16 protein-coding genes are annotated in these 17,451 nt (G+C 43.3%); 9 read left to right on the forward strand and 7 right to left on the reverse strand.

Annotation, left to right across the window (positions count from 1 at the left end; genetic code table 11):
* Positions 1-311: 311 nt before the first annotated feature.
* A complete protein-coding gene (ilvD, locus tag BN1067_RS03650) occupies positions 312-1,994 on the reverse strand; it encodes a dihydroxy-acid dehydratase (protein ID WP_053217542.1) in 1,683 nt (560 codons plus the stop codon).
* A 364-nt stretch (positions 1,995-2,358) separates the two neighbouring features.
* A complete protein-coding gene (locus BN1067_RS03655; RefSeq protein WP_053217543.1) occupies positions 2,359-3,135 on the reverse strand; it encodes a glucose 1-dehydrogenase in 777 nt (258 codons plus the stop codon).
* A 203-nt stretch (positions 3,136-3,338) separates the two neighbouring features.
* Between BN1067_RS03655 and BN1067_RS03660 the strand changes: the two genes are divergently transcribed.
* Positions 3,339-3,908, forward strand: coding sequence for a M15 family metallopeptidase (locus tag BN1067_RS03660; RefSeq protein ID WP_053217544.1), 570 nt, complete (start codon positions 3,339-3,341; stop codon positions 3,906-3,908).
* A gap of 188 nt (positions 3,909-4,096) precedes the next feature.
* On the opposite strand, the gene BN1067_RS03665 is transcribed toward BN1067_RS03660, so the two are convergent.
* Positions 4,097-5,104 carry an NAD(P)/FAD-dependent oxidoreductase gene (locus BN1067_RS03665; RefSeq protein WP_053217545.1) on the reverse strand — a complete coding sequence of 336 codons (1,008 nt, stop codon included), beginning with the start codon at positions 5,102-5,104 and terminating at the stop codon, positions 4,097-4,099.
* A 309-nt stretch (positions 5,105-5,413) separates the two neighbouring features.
* Here BN1067_RS03665 and BN1067_RS03670 point away from each other — a divergent pair, with 309 nt between their 5' ends.
* The gene (locus BN1067_RS03670) at positions 5,414-6,100 is read left to right on the forward strand and encodes a type 1 glutamine amidotransferase domain-containing protein (protein ID WP_053217546.1); all 687 of its coding nucleotides are present in this window, start codon (positions 5,414-5,416) and stop codon (positions 6,098-6,100) included.
* 139 nt (positions 6,101-6,239) lie between these two features.
* A protein-coding gene (locus BN1067_RS03675; RefSeq protein WP_110943291.1) for an IS3 family transposase occupies positions 6,240-7,402 on the forward strand; the annotation gives its coding sequence in 2 pieces (ribosomal slippage) (positions 6,240-6,516 and positions 6,516-7,402; 1,164 coding nt in all).
* Positions 7,403-7,490: 88 nt separating this feature from the next.
* On the opposite strand, the gene BN1067_RS03680 is transcribed toward BN1067_RS03675, so the two are convergent.
* On the reverse strand, positions 7,491-8,978 hold the full coding sequence (locus tag BN1067_RS03680) for a flavin monoamine oxidase family protein (RefSeq protein ID WP_053217549.1): 1,488 nt from the start codon (positions 8,976-8,978) through the stop codon (positions 7,491-7,493).
* Positions 8,979-9,183: 205 nt separating this feature from the next.
* Here BN1067_RS03680 and mnmH point away from each other — a divergent pair, with 205 nt between their 5' ends.
* Entirely contained in the window at positions 9,184-10,221 is a 1,038-nt protein-coding gene (gene mnmH, locus BN1067_RS03685) for a tRNA 2-selenouridine(34) synthase MnmH (protein ID WP_053217550.1), read from the forward strand.
* Positions 10,222-10,231: 10 nt separating this feature from the next.
* On the opposite strand, the gene BN1067_RS03690 is transcribed toward mnmH, so the two are convergent.
* Complete coding sequence (locus BN1067_RS03690) at positions 10,232-11,806, reverse strand: glycosyl hydrolase family 28-related protein (RefSeq protein WP_053217668.1); 1,575 nt, start codon at positions 11,804-11,806, stop codon at positions 10,232-10,234.
* 148 nt (positions 11,807-11,954) lie between these two features.
* On the opposite strand from BN1067_RS03690, the gene BN1067_RS03695 reads away from it, so the two are divergent.
* The 5 genes from BN1067_RS03695 to BN1067_RS03715 all read left to right on the forward strand — a co-directional run bounded on the left by BN1067_RS03695 (position 11,955) and on the right by BN1067_RS03715 (position 15,985).
* Positions 11,955-12,317, forward strand: coding sequence for a hypothetical protein (locus BN1067_RS03695; RefSeq protein ID WP_053217551.1), 363 nt, complete (start codon positions 11,955-11,957; stop codon positions 12,315-12,317).
* Between the two features lie 401 nt (positions 12,318-12,718).
* On the forward strand, positions 12,719-12,907 hold the full coding sequence (locus BN1067_RS03700) for a hypothetical protein (RefSeq protein WP_053217552.1): 189 nt from the start codon (positions 12,719-12,721) through the stop codon (positions 12,905-12,907).
* Positions 12,908-13,015: 108 nt separating this feature from the next.
* Positions 13,016-13,759, forward strand: coding sequence for a hypothetical protein (locus BN1067_RS03705; protein ID WP_053217553.1), 744 nt, complete (start codon positions 13,016-13,018; stop codon positions 13,757-13,759).
* A gap of 261 nt (positions 13,760-14,020) precedes the next feature.
* Positions 14,021-14,740: an ArsR/SmtB family transcription factor gene (locus tag BN1067_RS03710; protein ID WP_053217554.1), complete on the forward strand. Its 720-nt coding sequence runs from the start codon at positions 14,021-14,023 to the stop codon at positions 14,738-14,740.
* Positions 14,741-14,755: 15 nt separating this feature from the next.
* Positions 14,756-15,985, forward strand: coding sequence for an MFS transporter (locus BN1067_RS03715; RefSeq protein WP_053217555.1), 1,230 nt, complete (start codon positions 14,756-14,758; stop codon positions 15,983-15,985).
* Positions 15,986-16,083: 98 nt separating this feature from the next.
* On the opposite strand, the gene BN1067_RS03720 is transcribed toward BN1067_RS03715, so the two are convergent.
* Both BN1067_RS03720 and BN1067_RS03725 read right to left on the reverse strand, forming a co-directional pair.
* Entirely contained in the window at positions 16,084-16,551 is a 468-nt protein-coding gene (locus tag BN1067_RS03720) for a metal-dependent hydrolase (RefSeq protein ID WP_053217556.1), read from the reverse strand.
* A 35-nt stretch (positions 16,552-16,586) separates the two neighbouring features.
* The gene (locus tag BN1067_RS03725) at positions 16,587-17,432 is read right to left on the reverse strand and encodes a sulfurtransferase (RefSeq protein WP_053217557.1); all 846 of its coding nucleotides are present in this window, start codon (positions 17,430-17,432) and stop codon (positions 16,587-16,589) included.
* Positions 17,433-17,451: the final 19 nt, after the last annotated feature.

Here is a 17,451-nt window from a genome sequence, read left to right on the forward strand (position 1 = left end):
TTAGAGGGGCACTGGCTCGCCGTTTCTTTCCAACTATCCCGTTTAAGATTTAAGCTAAATTATATCACAATCACAAGCTGTTCATGCAGGGATTTTTTGCGAAAACCGGACCAACGATTTACAGAAAACCACCAATGGATTGTGATCGGATACCAAGCGATTTGCCCTTAATTAATATTTGTAACTACACCGATAATAAGAAGCTTCGTAAAGCCCTGACGCATTTTTAGGGGGAGGTGTATTTAAGATGATCCTAAAACAAAAAACACCTGATTCCTCTAAGGAACCGGTGCTTTTTGCCATATCCCTGTTTATTCAAAATGATCCGTTACTGCTCCTTTCGACGAACAAGAAACGGTGTGTGCATACTTGCCAAGCACCCCTTTGTTATAAAGAGGCGGCGCAGTCCATTGCTTCCTGCGATTTTCGAGCTCTTCCTCTGGAACGTCCATGACGATTTCCTGTTTATCCGAGTCAATCGTGACGGTATCGCCTTCCTTCAATAAAGCGATTGGTCCGCCTGCCTGGGCCTCCGGAGCAATATGACCAACAACCAGGCCGTGCGTCCCGCCAGAGAAACGACCGTCTGTCAGCAGTGCCACCTTTTCGCCGAGCCCTTTCCCGACTAAAATTGCAGAAATCGAAAGCATTTCCGGCATACCTGGACCGCCTTTCGGTCCTTCATATCGGATAACCAGCACATCGCCTTCGTTTATCTCGTTGTTGATAACAGCTTCTGTCGCCTCTTCTTCCGTGTCGAAAACACGAGCAGGGCCGGTATGCCGTTTCACTTTCACCCCTGAAACTTTGGCTACTGCGCCGCTCGGTGCCAAATTCCCTTTCAAGATAACCAATGGTCCGTTTTTCCGTAAAGGCTTGTCTAGCGGCAGGATAATTTCTTGTCCTTCCGACAAGTCTGGAGCTTCCGCTGCATTTTCAGCTACTGTTTTTCCGGTGACAGTAATACAGTCGCCGTGCAGGTAACCAGCTTCATAGAGAAACTTCATTACTGCTGGCACTCCACCAACCCTGTGTAAATCCTCCATCACATACTTACCGCTTGGCCGCAGATCAGCGAGATGTGGTACCTTCTTCTGAATCCGGTCAAAATCGTCGATGGTGACATCGACTTTGATTGAATGGGCAATTGCCAGTAAATGAAGGACAGCGTTAGTAGATCCGCCAAGCGCCATAACAACAGTGATGGCATTCTCAAAAGCTTCTTTGGTCATAATATCTTTTGGGTAAATTCCCATTTCCAGCATCTTGTAGGCCGCTTCACCGGCTTCCATACAATCATTCCGCTTCTCTTCCGATTCAGCAGGATTCGACGAGCTGCCCGGGAGACTCATTCCCAATGCCTCGACCGCAGAAGCCATCGTGTTCGCCGTGTACATCCCACCGCAGGACCCGGCACCTGGGCAGGCATGGCACTCAATTCCATGCAACTGTTCATCACTGATATCGCCATTGTTATGTTGGCCGACTCCCTCAAAAACGGAAACGATATCCAGTTTCTTCCCTTTATGGAAACCCGGGGAGATCGTACCGCCATAAACAAAAACAGCGGGAACTTCTGAGCGTGCGATGGCAATCATACAGCCTGGGATATTCTTATCACAACCTCCAATTGCTACATATGCATCAAGGTTTTCTGCTCCCACTACTGTTTCGATGGAATCTGCGATAACGTCCCGGCTCGGAAGGGAGTATCGCATTCCCTGCGTCCCCATGGAGATACCGTCCGACACTGTAATCGAATTAAATATCAGCGGTACGCCTCCTGCTTCCCGGGCTCCTTCTTTAGCTTTTACGGCTAAATCATGAAGATGGATATTACAAGGCGTCACTTCACTCCAAGTACTTGCCACGCCGATCATCGGCTTCTTAAAGTCTTCATCCGTAACCCCTACCGCACGAAGCATAGCCCGGTTGGGTGCCCGCTTAGGGTCGTCACTGAACACTTTACTTTTAATTCGTAAGTCTTTTTCCATTATGTATGCCTCCCTCTTTCTTTCTAACAACTATAATAGCTTTTTCGGGAGGTTTCAATATATTTATTCTATTCTGAAAAATTTATCTATTCCTGTTGCTTTTTTTGGATTTTCATCGAAATAGCAACTCCACGGAAAAAACGGGCCTGTCCCATAAGTGGAACAGGCCCGTTTTTAAGCTATTAAAGCAGGGAGATAATAAAACTAATTACAACAATGGCCCCTATAATCATCAAGATTGTTCGTAGCATTCCATTCACCCTTTCTTCTTTAGCAACTTTCTTTAGCAACTAGTTATCTTTTCCTTATTTAGATAGCGAGCAAACGACTTTCCTGCATATGGTTATGATTACCACCGGACAGGCTACTCCAATTGAGAAGGATACAGGGTCATACCACCATCAACAAACAGAGTAGTCCCTGTTACATATCCCGCTTCTTCAGACACCAGCCAGGCAGCTGCTGCCGCAATCTGATCCGGCTTTCCTATTTTGTTCATAGGGATTTTCTGCAGCGTCGCTTCTTTCTCTTTCCCTTGTTTTTCTTCTGCAGGGTTGGCAGGCGTTTCAATGGTTCCTGGAGCGATTGCATTTACACGGATTCCGCGACCGGCATATTCCAATGCCAATGTTTCTGTCATCATCTTCAATCCGCCTTTAGTCGTGGAGTAATGCACATTATGGACCTTCGGTATTTGTGGGTGGACACTGGAAATATTGATGATGCTTCCATTGATATCATGGTCAAGCATGTACTTGATTGCTTCCCTGGAACCGAGAAACGCTCCGGTTAAGTTCACTTCGAGCACCCTCCGCCAATCCTGGAGGCTTAATTCGTGGGAAGGGCACCCGTTGCTAAACCCGGCATTGTTCACCATTACCTGAATAGAACCAAACCGTTGGATTGCGGCATCGATCAATTGGCGCATTCCTTCTTCCCGGGAGACATCTGCTTCCACAGCAATCGCATCTCCGCCGTGTTCTTTAATCAAACGGACTGTTTCCTCTGCACCATTTGGATCGCTATGGTAATCGACGACCACATTCATCTTTTCCTTTCCAAACCGTACAGCGATTCCCTGACCGATTCCTTTCGAAGACCCTGTAACAATAGCTGTTTTTCCCGACAGATCCGGATACATGTTTATCTCTCCTTCACGTGATGGTTGATAATGTATAAGTACCCGTGAAAGACACGAAAGAAACAATCCCTTCAGATCGCTGCTACCTGAGATCAACAAATGCAATTGTTGTCGGTATTCTTTGAATTGTGATAATCTTTCAAGTGTGTGCATGAAAGCATCTGCATCTTAAGACAATTTAGACAACGAAGGGAATCGGATAGGTGAAAGTCAATATACTAGTATGGCTGATCATACTGACGGCTTGCGTCCTGTTTATTGTGTTCTATATAGAAAAAGAAAATACAGCGTTAGACCCCTTGAATGAAGAGATAAAGGAAAACGGCGAGTTGCCCGAAGAACTGCACCCAATCGTAGAAGAAAAAAAGAACCAATTAGTTGAACAAGCAGAAGAACAAGGCATCCCGATTATCATTACCGAAGGCTTCCGCACCGTAGCGCGCCAGGATGAGTTATACCAGCAGGGCCGTTCAGAGGATGGGGATATCGTCACCTATGCTGAAGGTGGAGAATCCTATCATAACTACGGATTGGCAATAGACTTTGCCTTACAGAATGAAAACGGACGTGCTGTTTGGGACATGAGCTATGATGGAAATGGCAATGGGGAATCGGATTGGATGGAAATTGTCGACATTGCGAAGGAGTTAGGTTTCGAGTGGGGTGGTGACTGGGCACGCTTCAAGGACTATCCTCATTTACAGATGGATTTCGGACTGAGCATCTATGAATTAAAAAGAGGAAAACGACCGGAGGACCCTGTTTCTGATTAATCCTGCTATTCTTTTAGAATGGCAGCTCCATGCTCGAAAGCCCTTCAAGTGGTAAAGAAGTAGAAATAAGCAACGAACTAATCATTTTCTACCATACAAAAAGGCTGACTCCGTATTTGGTAGTCAGCCTTTTTTCTGCCATTCTGTTAAATATGGAGCGCCTTAGCTTTACAGCTGGCGCTTCGATTTCACTCTTTATACTTGTATTCTACTGTGCTGTAAACCTGTGCACTTGCTTTCGGATTAAGATAAAGCGCGGCACTGTTTACCGCAGTACTTGCTTCCGTATAACCAGATGCAATCAACATCGATTTTCTTGGATAATGAACCGCATCCCCAGCTGCAAAAATCCCTTCTACACTCGCCGCCATTCCAGGATCGACGGTGATCTTGCTTTTTTCAACCGCAAGTTCCCACTGTTTAAACGGTGCTGCTTTGAACTCAATCCCCTGATAGACGAGTACTTCATCGATTGCCAGCAGCTCTTCATCCCCGGATTCCCGATTCATGAGCCTTGCCTGTTGCAGACTGCCGTCTTGATCAATCAGTTCGCGTACTTCATGAAACAGTTTGACATCCACTGATGACTTCTCAAGACGCACTTCATCATCAGAGCCCATGTGTTGAAACGTGTCCGACTCATTAACGAGTATTACCTTTTCGGCCTGGTCCTCCAATGCGAGTGCCCAGTCAATTCCAACCCGATTTTTAGAAACGATCATGACGGTCTTCCTGCTTAATTTTTCCTTATTAAGCAACGTATAATGCAATTGTCCGCCTTCATGTTTAGACGCATTTTCTACAGGAAGTCGTACCGGTTCATAAATGCCGAAACCAGTTGCAAGGATAACCGTTCTCGAAAGATGCGTTTCTCCAGAGTCCGCGGTCAACTTGAAATTTCCATCCGCCTGTTTCTCAATTGATGTCACGTACTGGTTATAAACCATTTCCGGACTATGAAGGTCCGCTTGTTCTTTCATCTGCCAGACAAGGTCTTGTCCAGATATACGGGGGATGCCTCCAATATCATATATGTACTTCTCCGGGTAAAACTGGGCAACCTTTCCTCCCAGATGCCGTCCGGCCTCTATTACTTTCGTTTTCAACTGGCGCATTCCACTGTAAAATGCAGCGAACAAACCTGTGGGACCACCTCCGACAATTGTAACGTCATACAGTTCATTGTCTCTAGCCATCAAAAAAACTCCTTTATCAAATCGGGTGATAATACTATTCATTTATTTCTGATGATGAGCGTCGCTTACACCTTTCTCCTATTGCCCAATCCATCTCTTAATTATAGAAACGCTTTCATTGCGCTTTTCTTTTATGTATCTATTTAATTGAGAATCATTATCATTATAAATGATTTTCCCAATAAATCAAGGGATTGATTGTTTCTTTTCCTTCTTGTTCCTTCCTTGACACAAGAAAATCCGATTAAGGCTCTTTTTTATGTGGAATACTATCAGCAACTGTTGTATGGCTTGCGGAGGAGGAATAAAATGAAAAAAATCTTAATTGTCGTAACAAACCATGGTTCTTTAGGTGATCCTTCCAGGGAAACCGGACTATGGCTAAGCGAGTTCACAAAATTTTATCACCGGGTCAAACATAGATATGCTGTCGATATTGTAAGTCCTTCCGGCAGTAAAGTACCGATAGACCCACGCAGTTTGACCGAGCTGTTGCTAAGCAAACAGCTCCGACATTACTACAACGATCCAGCATTTATGGAATGGCTGCGAAAGCCGTATGCACCCAGCCAAGTAGATGCTGCTGAATATGAAGCGATTTACTTTGCCGGCGGCCATGGAACCATGTGGGATTTTCCTGGCAACAAGCAACTGCACGACATTGCCCGAGTTATCTATGAAAATGGAGGGGTTGTGGCAGCAGTCTGCCATGGGCCAAGCGCACTTTATGATCTCCAGCTTTCAAATGGAAATTACCTGCTTGCAGGAAAAACGGTGACTGGATATTCAGATCGAGAGGAAAAAGCCATGATGCTATTTAAGTACCTGCCCTTTTCTTTAGAGAACAAGCTTAAATCCCACGGGGCTCATTATGAACATGCTTCCCTGCCGTTCAAATCCTGCGTCAGGAAGGACGGCAGGGTTGTCACCGGACAAAATCCCGCTTCGGCCAAAGGCGTCGCCAAACAAGTTATCGCGCTTTTAAACCAATCGTAGAAACAAAAGAATAATTCGCGGGATATAAAAAAGAAAAGCCGAACGAGTCAAGTCTAGAGTGACCCAATAATATGAGACAGGAAAAAACACCCCCAGAGTCGTATAAAAGTATTTATCGACATTTGGAGGTGTTTTTGTTATGGGAAAGAAGATGGTTTATCCTGAAGAAATCAAGAGAGAAGTTATACGCTTAAAGCTTTCTGGAGAACTCACGAACAAGGAGATTATGGAGAAGTTTGGCATTAAAAATGAGACACAGATCAAAACCTGGACGAAATGGTTTAGGAATGGAGAGGAGCACAGGTTGGCTCAACCAATTGGAAAACAATATGCTTTTGGAAAAGGGCCTGATGATGATAGTGAAATAAATCAGTTAAGGAAAAAAGTGAAGTATTATGAAATGCGAGATGAATTGTCGGGAAAGTACCAAGAAATCGAAAGGAAGTGGTTCCAGAAGTATTCGTTGAAGTCGTAGAAGCTTATAAAGAGAAATACACGATCACTACTATTTGTGAATGCTTCAAGATTCCAAGGTCAACTTATTATCGTTGGAAGGAGAGGATATCAGCTGAGTTGCCCCTTCTCCATCAATTAGTTATAGGTATTTGTCAAAGTCTTTCATTTAGGGTGGGACATCGAAACGTAAGGGGTATTCTCAAAAATGATTACAAAATGATGGTGAACCGAAAGACAGTACAAAAAATCATGCAAAAGTATAACCTTCAATGCCAAGTGAAAGTGAAAAGAAAGGTTTACATTGCTGGTGAAAGCAAGTTTGTGGTACCAAACCTTCTCAAACAGGATTTTAAGACGGACCGACCTAATCAAAAATGGGTTACAGATATCACTTACTTGCCTTATGGAGAAAAAATGCTTTATTTATCAACCATAATGGACTTGTATAATAACGAAATCATGGCCTATAAAGTTAGTGACACCCAAGATGTTAAGCTTGTGTTAGATACATTAGAAGCTGCTTGTAAAGGAAGAGAAACTCATGAAGTTATTCTGCATAGTGACCAGGGTGCTCAGTACACCTCTTATGCTTTTCAGGAACTGGCTAAAGAAAAAGGCATTACCACAAGCATGTCCCGAAAAGGAAATTGCTTTGATAATGCCGTAATCGAATCCTTCCATTCCTCGCTAAAGTCGGAAGAATTCAACACTCAAAATAGAGTGCTCCTTACAAACTCTATTGTACTAGAAAAAGTAGAATCTTACATGTATTATTACAACTACATACGACCGTTTTCAAAATTAAACTGCCACAGTCCTGTAGAATTCAGGACTATAGCAGCATAGGTGTTTTTTCTTGTCCCGTTTTGCTGGGTCAGTTCAAATCTTCGCTCGGTTTTTCTATTAACCAAGATGCTTCTTTTGCTAAAAAAAATCAACCCCTCTGATTCATTTCCAACGCTGCCCGGATACCTGATTCTACCGCTCCCTCTATCCATCCATGATGGGAAGAGGTCTGTTCTCCGGCAAAATGGATCCTTCCTTCCGGTTCCTTGATCACCTGGGAAAACTCTGTGATTTGGTTTGGTTTAAACAGCGTAAAGCAACCTGCTGAGAACGGATTTAAATTCCAACTGAACGAAAAACAAGTAAGAAATTGTTCATATACTTGGTTTCCGAAAAACGTCGAAAGTCCATGTAATGCATGCTGTACTTTTTCTTGTTCCGGAAGCGCATCCCACGGTACCGCATTTTCTCCCCAGCTATAGCTTACCAGCAGGATTCCAGGTCCTGGTGTTCCAATTCCATGACTCGGCGTATAAGTAAACCGAGTTGTTAAATCACTGATGATATTAGAGCCCATCATTCCCTGTTCTTCCCAAAACTTGTTCTTAAACTGCATGGCGATTTTTGTGGATGCTACGTGGTGCATTTCGTGGATTGCCTTTTTTTTCGTAAAACGAAGTGATTGATGTGGCAATACCTCAATAAATTGAAAAGCCGGAAAAGGAATAGTAGTAAGCAATAAATCACCATGAAACCATTCCAATTTTTCTGTTTGCGTATTTTTACAATGGACAGCTACTCCATTATTCTGTTGAATAATACGGTTCACATGCCTATTCAATAAAATATTGTTCGATAAAAATGGCAAAAATGCCGCCGGTAGCTTATCATTTCCCCCATCGATTTCATAGAAATCGAGGTTTTCGTTAAAAACAGTACCGACAATATCTGTAAGGATATTAATAAAGGACAGTTCGGGAAACCCTTCAATTCCCAGCAATACTTTTATTTTCCGTACAGCCTCCGAAGAAAGCTTCGGCCCGATAGGATTATGGAGCAAAAAATTTTCCATACTATAACGATCGTATTGCGCTATCAGCCTCTGTTTCTGATCAGGAGTAGAATGTTCATAAAGAGACAGGAAAGGGTCGACCGCTTCCTGAAAAAGCTCAGCCGCCGTTTTCCCCCGTTCATGAGGTGGCAGCGGGTAGTCGAACAAATCAGGATTTTCTTCATACTGGTGACGTGTCAGAGTAATATGATTGCTATGCAGGAAATCATCTGGAGAATTATTGATAAACGGATTAAGGGGTAATCGGAATTTTTTTATGTATTCCATCGTAAGCAGATGATTGGCTGGTATTCTCATGGCCCCGACATCTATGTAGTCACCGCCGATAAAGGGCTCTCGTACCGTATAAACCCTTCCTCCCACACGGTCATTTCCTTCTAAAATCGTTACATGGTGCCCGGCTTCTTTAAGAAGCGAGCCAGCCACCAACCCCGCCATTCCTGCTCCTATAATGAGAATCCGTTTTATTTTGCCCTCCTGCTTCAAACCTTTGTTGACGATTGGTAAGTATTGTTCTGCGAGGTCCATGTCACTAAATAATGCATTTGGTTTTCGTTGCCTCATCATCGCCCACCTCTCTTTTCCATATTTATGCATAATAAGGTGTTTGATTCCAATTAACTATACTTATTTTTCCATAATTGGATGACGCAAAAAATTGTCATGTAGTGACGTTTTTTACAAATCAGAGAATTATCATTAAAATAGAAGAAGAACCCGATTCTAAAGATGACTTTTCGCAAGTTCAACATAGAGAGGCGTGAAGGAATTGTTTCAAGATATAAGTTGGCAGGAAATTGCAAGTTTGCAAATGAAAGGTGAACACACATTGATCGATGTACGTTCCCCTTCCGAGTATGCTGCAGCCACCATTCCTGGAAGCATCAACATTCCGGTGTTTGATGATGAGGAGAGAGCAGAGATCGGCACATTGTACAAGCAGGAAAGCCCGGAGATTGCCAAACAGCGGGGAGTCGAGATTGTTTCCGCTAAGCTGCCGGAATTCATCAAGGCGTTTCAAGCGATAGACACGGATAAGACGGTTTTCTGCTGGCGCGGGGGAATGCGCAGTAAAACCGCTGCCACCATGGTAGATTTAATGGGAATTAAAGTGAACCGGCTCCAAGGTGGAATTCGTTCCTACCGTCAGTGGGTAGTGGACACGTTGGAAACATTTTCATTTGCTCCTGAGGCAATTGTGCTAAATGGTTACACAGGGGCCGGAAAGACGATTATTCTGGAAGAGCTGGAGAAGGATGGGTATGCGATTCTCGATTTTGAAAAAATGGCCAACCATCGGGGTTCCATTTTTGGTCAAATCGGATTGGAGCCGAATAAACAGAAAAAATTTGATTCTCTCCTTCTTCACCAGCTGTTGAAGACACAGGAAGAACCATACGTAGTCATGGAAGCCGAAAGCAAACGAATTGGCAGAGTAACGTTGCCCGACTTCATGGTCGAAAAGAAAGAGAATGGGACGCATGTATTTATCGACATTCCGATCGAAGAGCGGGTGAGAAATATTTTAGATGATTACCAGCCTTGGAATCATCATGAAGAAGCACTCGAAGCCTTTAAAAGGATTAAACGGCGTATTCATACCCCCGTCGCAGCCGACATCGAAAAGGCACTGCATAAGGCGGATTTTTCCGAGGCCGTCCTGCTGCTGTTAGAGTATTATTACGACCCGCTTTACACCTATTCAGCAAATAAGCATGACAATTTTACGATTCATGCTGAAAGCACGGAAGAAGCCATTCCTTTGGTAAAAGAATACCTTTCCAGAAAAGAAGTTTACCAAAACTAACAGCCTGCCATCAGAACTGCAGGCTGTTTTTCTTCGTTTCCATTTCATCGATAGACATTCTCTGCACTTCTTTTCCTGCATTCAGTTTTTCACTGGCAGAATGCTCACTTTCAATCCGGCCTGTCACTACTCTCCCCGCATGGTTGTCTCCGCCAAATAACTGTACATCCACCCCGGCCTTCATAAAACCTCTAACGTAAATATTGTTCAGCCAAACGTTGTCTGCACGATATTGGACCGCGATGACCGGATTGTCTTGATAGTCATAATCCGGATTCCCCTGTGCCAACAGGTTTTCTATTCCGACATTACGGTAACCAGATACTACTAAAGCACGGGGGGCGGAATCTTGATACAGAGAGGAATAGACCGGAAAAAACGCAACCAGGTTTACTGCCAATATCCCTTCTGCCGTCTTGGATTCCGGATCTTCCTGCCGGTGGTGCCCGATATGCCGGAAATTATAGGACCTGTTATCCTGTACCGATAGATGTCCGGCAATCACCGTGTGCATGGCAGCTGAAGAATTGGCGTGTGCTTTGACCTCCACCCCGCCAAAACACCTTGATGATGAATTGTTCACGAGCCAGACATGCTGGGAACCGTCATCCACTTCAAATCCATTGGAGTTGGAAAAACCGCTCCGGTGAGAACGCCCGCTCGGTTCATACATGTGCGAATTGGAAATGATAATCTTCCTGCTATGGTGGGTAGTGATGCCATCATCCCCAAAGCCGCGGCCGGTTAACTGATCAAGCCAGATATAACGACTTTCCCCTTTACCACGAAACCCGTCGCCGGCATAATTATAATAGGCTGACGAAATATCAAAACAATGAAGCCCTGGATTGACGGCCTCTACTTTCCTCACCCAGCCGTATAAAACATTGGCGTAAGTCAGGCAGCTGGAAAAATTGTTGCCAAAGCTGGTTTTTTCTTGTTCCTTGAGTCTTTCGACATTCCAATCGAGGGTCATACTTTCCACAGCTAGGTGGCTGTTGCCGCGAATATGATTAGCATTGGTGATAAGTCTCGTCCATTTGGGAGCAGAATCGGCTAGCTTAAGAATCGTTTTTCCCTTTCCATCCCCTTCTAAAAATGTATAGGATGGAAGTTTGACTTCTTTTATTACATAACAACCAGCAGGAATCTTCACTTTCACTCCGCCTTTCCCAACCGCTCTTTGAAACGCCCCGGTGCAATCGGTCACCCCGTCCCCCACCGCACCGTACTCCGTCACATCGACTTCCTGTTCTAGTTTTTCAGTTAATACTTTTTTCTGGGCATCCAATGTTATTTTCCAATTAGGGTAGACAGAGTTTGGGTTTTCAAACACCGGTTCCTGATTCGCACGCCACGGTTCTGCTCTTTGCGAAACAATTCTTTTCAAGCCTTCCATTACCCATTGGCATAACGATCTGTCGCTTTGTTTATTATATCTTGGTTTCCGGCGATTGGACTGGATTTGCCGATATCGATGCTTGATTATCTTTGCTGTTTGCCCAGGAGCGGTGTCGCCGGGTAAATACCCTGCTATCAACTCCTCGTTTTGCAGCGGATCATGTCTTTCTCCCCATACGTCCATATGGTCACCTGCTTTCATTCTGCGTCTTTCTCTATATCCCTTTCCCAATTCTCTGTCTATAAAATCATCCGAAAATTTATTCTAAATATATTGAATTTTATATTCTATAACTATAGTATACAGAAAAAGATATTGATGGAGGGATGACATGGAAATTATTCAAACAAGCGCCCGGAGAAGAGAAACATACCGAGTGGAACTCAAGCATTCCCTATTATGGGAATGTGCGTTAGGTATTGCAGCGATTACAAATATACCGCTGCTTAGCAGTTTAGAAAAAAACGAAGCTGAATGGAAAACCATCAAGGCTGCTTTGTCCTCTGACATGCAATCCCAGCTGGAAGTGGTCCAAAAACGTAATACATGGAAGGCGCTGCTTCAGCTTTTACATCAAAAAAATTACACATCCATAGAGGAATTTATCGAAAATGTATCCCAATTGTCCGAAACCGATCTTAAGGCTGCATGTCTCCCCTATTTAGGACAAGAATTTCCTTTCTATATCTACTAAAGAGCTTTTCTCCAATCAAGGTTCGGGTAGTATTTTTTGAAAAAGGCACTCAAAAAATCTCCACCCTTTTCTCCTTGATTTCCGAAATTTTGGCGGTGAAGGCATGTCGCCAAGCCGAACATACCCAAAACGAGGATTTACAGGATCGGCTTGCTTTTGCTATTGTACCGCCAAAAACGCTCGTGCTTTCGATCTCTCTTATCTGCTTTTAGCTATGTTTTAATACGTAATACATAAGAGGGGGCTAGCCCCCATCGGCTTTTGCCGATTCCCCCAGCCAGCACTCTCACCCCTAAACAAGGTGAAAAAGTAAAATGAAATAATCTGATAGTCTAGTAATATTAGAATTTTGTAATTACAATTTCTTAATTTAAAGCTACAATAATGTTAGGAGGGATAAAATGAAGGGTGAGTTAAAAAGGATTATAAGCTTTATTGCAGGAGGTATAGTGGCAGTCCTTATAGTTGGTTTTTTTAGAGATGAATATTACTTATCATGGAACGTTTTTTTTAGAGTAGTAATAATTGCGTTAATTGGTTCTTTTATAGGATATAATTTGAGAAGATTTGTAAAAAAAGTAAAAAATTGAAAAAGTCTTTCTATTATAGTTTTTTATGATAGAATACAAATAATAGTTTGAAAATTATTTTAATATAAACAAAACAAGGAGGAGACTATTATTAAAATCAAAAAAATAATGATCTTTACTTTAACTTTAACTTTGCTTTTAGCTTTTTCACCTTTTAGCGCAATGGCTAAATCTACTTCTGATACAGACAAAAATTTAGATGTTAAATTTACAGGAGAAAACTCGTGGGAATATATTCAGGAAAAAAACGGAAAAGTTTATAAAGTAATTGAAAAAGTAGATGCCAAATCTAATGAAATTACTAGTACTATTTTAAAACAAAACAAAAAAGGAAAATTTGTCTTAGAAAAAGAATATTTTACAATACCTTTAAAAGATGGTGGAGTTGAAGTCACAACTTTAATTAATGGTAAGAAAACAAAGGAAAAAATATATCTAGATGATGTATCAACAGAAGAAATAATAATAGAAAAAGACAAATTAAATAAAAGTGAAAGTAGTGTTAAAGCAGATCCAAATGATCCTTTAACGTCTTGGAAATATTCTTATACAAGTCGTAAAAAATTAAATTTTAACTCTTTGACTGTAGGTATTGTAGCAGGTGTAGTTAGCTCCTTTTTTGGTTTACCAGCAGCGGGAAGCTTTGCTGTTTCCGTAGCAGGTATGATAGTATCAGAATCTTTGGAAACAACTTGGGGTAAAAAAGTAAGGTATGTGAAAAACGTAAAAGGTACAACTATATTAGCAGGAACCAAGGATTATAATTATGTTTACAGATATAATAATTATACGGGTCTAATAAAATCAGGAACGAATGTTGATTGCGCGCAAGGTTATTACTGTGGTAATTAATAAAAAAAGGGGGATAACAGAAAATTCTGTTATCCCCCTTTTTTTTGATTCAAAGAAATAAAAAATAATCTTTGATATTAAAACAAATAAAATACCTAGGAGGCTTTTTGGGCTAATAAAGTGGTTTGACTAGGTAGGCCACTTAAAAAAGGCTAGAAATGGCTTATATGGCTTTGTCAACGGTGAATCGGACTGAATGAGGAACGAATGAGGGAGAATTTAAGGAGTTGACAAATAGCCTGCACCCGAACCCTGTCGGCATTGAATCGAACCCATCAGACAGAAATACAAAAAGCAGCGGAAGGTGATAAACAATCTGTTAAGGCGCTTAGAACGGCGGTCAAAGATCACAGCTTTTTTCCCGCTTATATTTCATTTATTTGTGAAACAGACCCGGCATTTCTGCGGGCACATTTCTGTTCCGTCATGGAAGGTTGGTTTCAAATGGTCGTCCAGCCGGAGGCCGACCATCTCACTCGGGTTCTAACTGCAGATGTGGCTGCAAAGGAAGCATTGCTGAAGAGAAAACATCCAGAAGAACTGGTCACATGGACAACAGGCGGAATCAAGTACTTACCAGAGCCGAGTGTCCATACTGTTTTGTTGATTCCACAAGTCGTTTATCGTCCTTGGAATGTAGAGGCGGACTTGGCGGGATATAAAATTTTTTATTACCCGGTTTCCAATCAAAGTTTGTACCCAGCTGACCCCTATACACCCGACCAGTTTCTCGTGCTGAAGTACAAAGCCCTCGGGGACGAGCAACGCATGAAAATGGTGAAAATGCTCGCTGAAAAGGAACACACACTCCAGGAAATGACCGATCGTTTGGAGATGGGGAAAACGACTGTCCATCATCATTTGAAGGTGCTCAAATCTGCAAGACTGGTTCAACAAAATGGTCCGACTTATCGTTTACATGGCACCGTTTTGCAGATGCTTCCCGACGAACTGGAAAATTACCTGCAGCTCGGGTTATAAAAGGAGAAGAAAAACATGAAGAAACCAGGCTCTATTCCTAGGTCAACCAGTGTCCCCTTATCCAAAAACTATCCATTGTTCCGCTTCATCGGTGGTAATGTGATGTCATTCATGGGCGATCAAATTTACTTGATCGCTCTGCCACTGATGGTCCTTGCTGTCACTGGTTCCCCTGTCAGCATGGGGATTATTGCGGCCTTAGAGCGGCTTCCAGTTATGATACAACCATTTATCGGAATTCTGACAGATCGGGTTTCCCGAAAAAGTCTGTTGCTTATTGGAGATGGAGGAAGGTTTCTGTTAACAGGCTGGATTGGTTATCTCAGCCTTTATGGAGATTTGCACATAGGAGAGCTATACATTGCCGCACTCGGCATCGGGCTGCTTAGCCAGGTATATAATACTTCCCAATTTACCGCCGTTCCAAGTCTCGTTCCCAAGCAGCACTTGCAACTGGTGAATTCTATCAACACAGGCGCTTTGCAGACTGCGCCACTTTCAGCACCTGCAATAGGCGGACTCCTCGTAAGTTTGTATCATCCGGGTGCCGCCCTTTTGATCAACAGCTTCAGCTTTTTGGTAGCTTTTGCAACAGTCACCAGTATTCCGCTGCCTATCCACCATTCACAGGGAGCCGGAAAAACAACCATTCTGCATGACCTCAAAGAAGGATTTCATTTTGTGTTCCACACAAAGGCCATTTTGTTTACAAACTTGGCCATGCTGTTCTCTACGTTTGGAACGACACTGCTGTTGACGTTGCTCGTGTTCCACTTAAAAGATACAGTACGTCTATCCTCCGTGAAAATTGGCTGGCTGCTGTCCGGAGGTGGAGCAGGAGCAATCGCGGGTGCCATTTTTTCCGGTATCTTGACAAAATTTTTCCGTTATCGAACCTTGTTGTTTTCTGCCGCATTTGCTGGAGGCTTGTCCATCATCGTTTTGAGCCAGATCCATTCTTTCTCCTTGTTATTTACAGCGAATATGGCCGGCACCTTTATGGTCTCTATCCTGAATCCCTGTCTCGCTACCATCAGACAAACATTGACCCCTGCCCGCCTGCTGGGAAGAGTCCAGGCAACATCCCGGTTTATGTCCTGGATTTTGCTGCCTGTTGCCGCGTTATCAGCCGGCCTGCTTACAGAACTTACCAGCACTGGAACCACTCTTTTGATCGGAGGGACAGTCTCGACGCTGGCTTCCTTTTTTTATTTGCATCCTTCCCTGTCCACCAAAGCTGTATAAAAAATGAACAGCCACATACCTTCATAAGAAAACAAAAGCTTGCAGAGAAACATTTGGGTTCTCTGCAAGCTTTCTTACACTGCTAAGATATTATTCATTTATATAATATGCTGTCCAAAATAGAAGACTAGCAATACTAAACCTGCCAGGATGCCGTTCTCGGCCGCCCCTCCCGTTCGGATTGTAAGCGGAAGCCGGAACGTCATTTGCAAAGGATAAAGAAGCTTGATGCCATTTTTGGTTGCCGCATCCAGCAAAAGGTGGCTGGCCGCTCCTACAAGTACCCCTGCGCTTACCTCATCCGGCAGATGGAACAAGGAAAACAGTACCTGGATCAACAAAAGAAACAGGAGGCTGTGTGTAAAAGTACGATGACCAAATAGTGCGCTTACTAGCTTTGATAACAAAGGTATTTTTCTTCCGATTTTACTGCCGCTATGGCAAATATCCGGGAGCAGGGACCCGAAAATTCCTGCTGCCGTCAGTAACAATGGATCGTAGGGGGTGAAGCGGACTGTGATGACACAAGCCGCAATTCCGCCAATAATATGTGTTTTTCCAGTCATGATGTTCCTCCGTGTTGAATCGATTCTTTCAGCAGCTATTCGTCCTTTTCGGTTACGACGTTGTTTTCCGGATAAGAAATCCAGTCACTAAAGCTGCCGGGATAAAGTTTTACATTTTGATAGCCCGCTGCTTTCAGTGCAATGATATTCGGACAAGCGGAAACCCCGGATCCGCAGGAAACGATAATTTCCTCATCTGCTGGCAAAGAAGCGAAATGGTCCATTAGTTCTGCTTTGCTTTTCCAGCTTCCAGAATCCGTGAGCACCTGCTTCCAAAAAAAGTTTTTCGCGCCAGGAATGTGGCCGGCTTTTTGATAAAGAGGCTCTGTCTTTCCTAGATAGCGTTGAGGCGATCGGGAATCAATCAAATGCGAATTGCTGTCACCGGCTTTTTGTTTCACATAGTCGATATCGACCACCTGCTCGGTCTGTATCTTGGGAAGAAAGGTTTCAGGTACAGGATGAGGTATTTTACGGCTGACCGGATACCCTTTATCCCTCCAGCTGGCAAAACCGCCATCCAGCAAAAACACCTTCTCGTGCCCGTAGTAGGCAAGCAGCCACCAACAACGGGAAGCGAACATATCATTCCCTTGATCATATATCACTACCGCCTTTTGATTGTCGATACCTGCGCTACCCAGCCTTTCCGCAAAAGTCTCTATGTCTGGCAAAGGATGGCTGCCCCCGTGTTGTTTTTTTTCTCCGGATAAATCCTGATTGAGGTCCAGGTATACAGCCCCGGGAATATGGCCATCCAAGTAAGCTTTATGCCCAACTTCCGAATCGTGCAAATCAAAACGGGTATCCAAGACGACGATGTCCTCTCCGGACTCATTCATCCGGTCATGCAACCAATCTACAGTCACTAAAAAGGTCATTAGGATTCCTCCCTTTCTC

The sequence above is a fragment of the Virgibacillus senegalensis genome (assembly GCF_000821245.2).
GTDB lineage: Bacteria > Bacillota > Bacilli > Bacillales > Amphibacillaceae > Sediminibacillus > Sediminibacillus senegalensis.

Bases quoted from the DNA above. Each gene is read 5' to 3' on its own strand.
- BN1067_RS03695 (WP_053217551.1), top strand. From the start codon at position 11,955: ATGGAAATTATTCAAACAAGCGCCCGGAGAAGAGAAACATACCGAGTG.
- ilvD (WP_053217542.1), bottom strand. From the start codon at position 1,994: ATGGAAAAAGACTTACGAATTAAAAGTAAAGTGTTCAGTGACGACCCT.
- BN1067_RS03670 (WP_053217546.1), top strand. From the start codon at position 5,414: ATGAAAAAAATCTTAATTGTCGTAACAAACCATGGTTCTTTAGGTGAT.
- BN1067_RS03725 (WP_053217557.1), bottom strand. From the start codon at position 17,432: ATGACCTTTTTAGTGACTGTAGATTGGTTGCATGACCGGATGAATGAG.
- BN1067_RS03655 (WP_053217543.1), bottom strand. From the start codon at position 3,135: ATGTATCCGGATCTGTCGGGAAAAACAGCTATTGTTACAGGGTCTTCG.
- BN1067_RS03665 (WP_053217545.1), bottom strand. From the start codon at position 5,104: ATGGCTAGAGACAATGAACTGTATGACGTTACAATTGTCGGAGGTGGT.
- BN1067_RS03720 (WP_053217556.1), bottom strand. From the start codon at position 16,551: ATGACTGGAAAAACACATATTATTGGCGGAATTGCGGCTTGTGTCATC.
- BN1067_RS03700 (WP_053217552.1), top strand. From the start codon at position 12,719: ATGAAGGGTGAGTTAAAAAGGATTATAAGCTTTATTGCAGGAGGTATA.
- BN1067_RS03690 (WP_053217668.1), bottom strand. From the start codon at position 11,806: ATGGACGTATGGGGAGAAAGACATGATCCGCTGCAAAACGAGGAGTTG.
- BN1067_RS03680 (WP_053217549.1), bottom strand. From the start codon at position 8,978: ATGAGGCAACGAAAACCAAATGCATTATTTAGTGACATGGACCTCGCA.
- BN1067_RS03705 (WP_053217553.1), top strand. From the start codon at position 13,016: ATGATCTTTACTTTAACTTTAACTTTGCTTTTAGCTTTTTCACCTTTT.
- BN1067_RS03715 (WP_053217555.1), top strand. From the start codon at position 14,756: ATGAAGAAACCAGGCTCTATTCCTAGGTCAACCAGTGTCCCCTTATCC.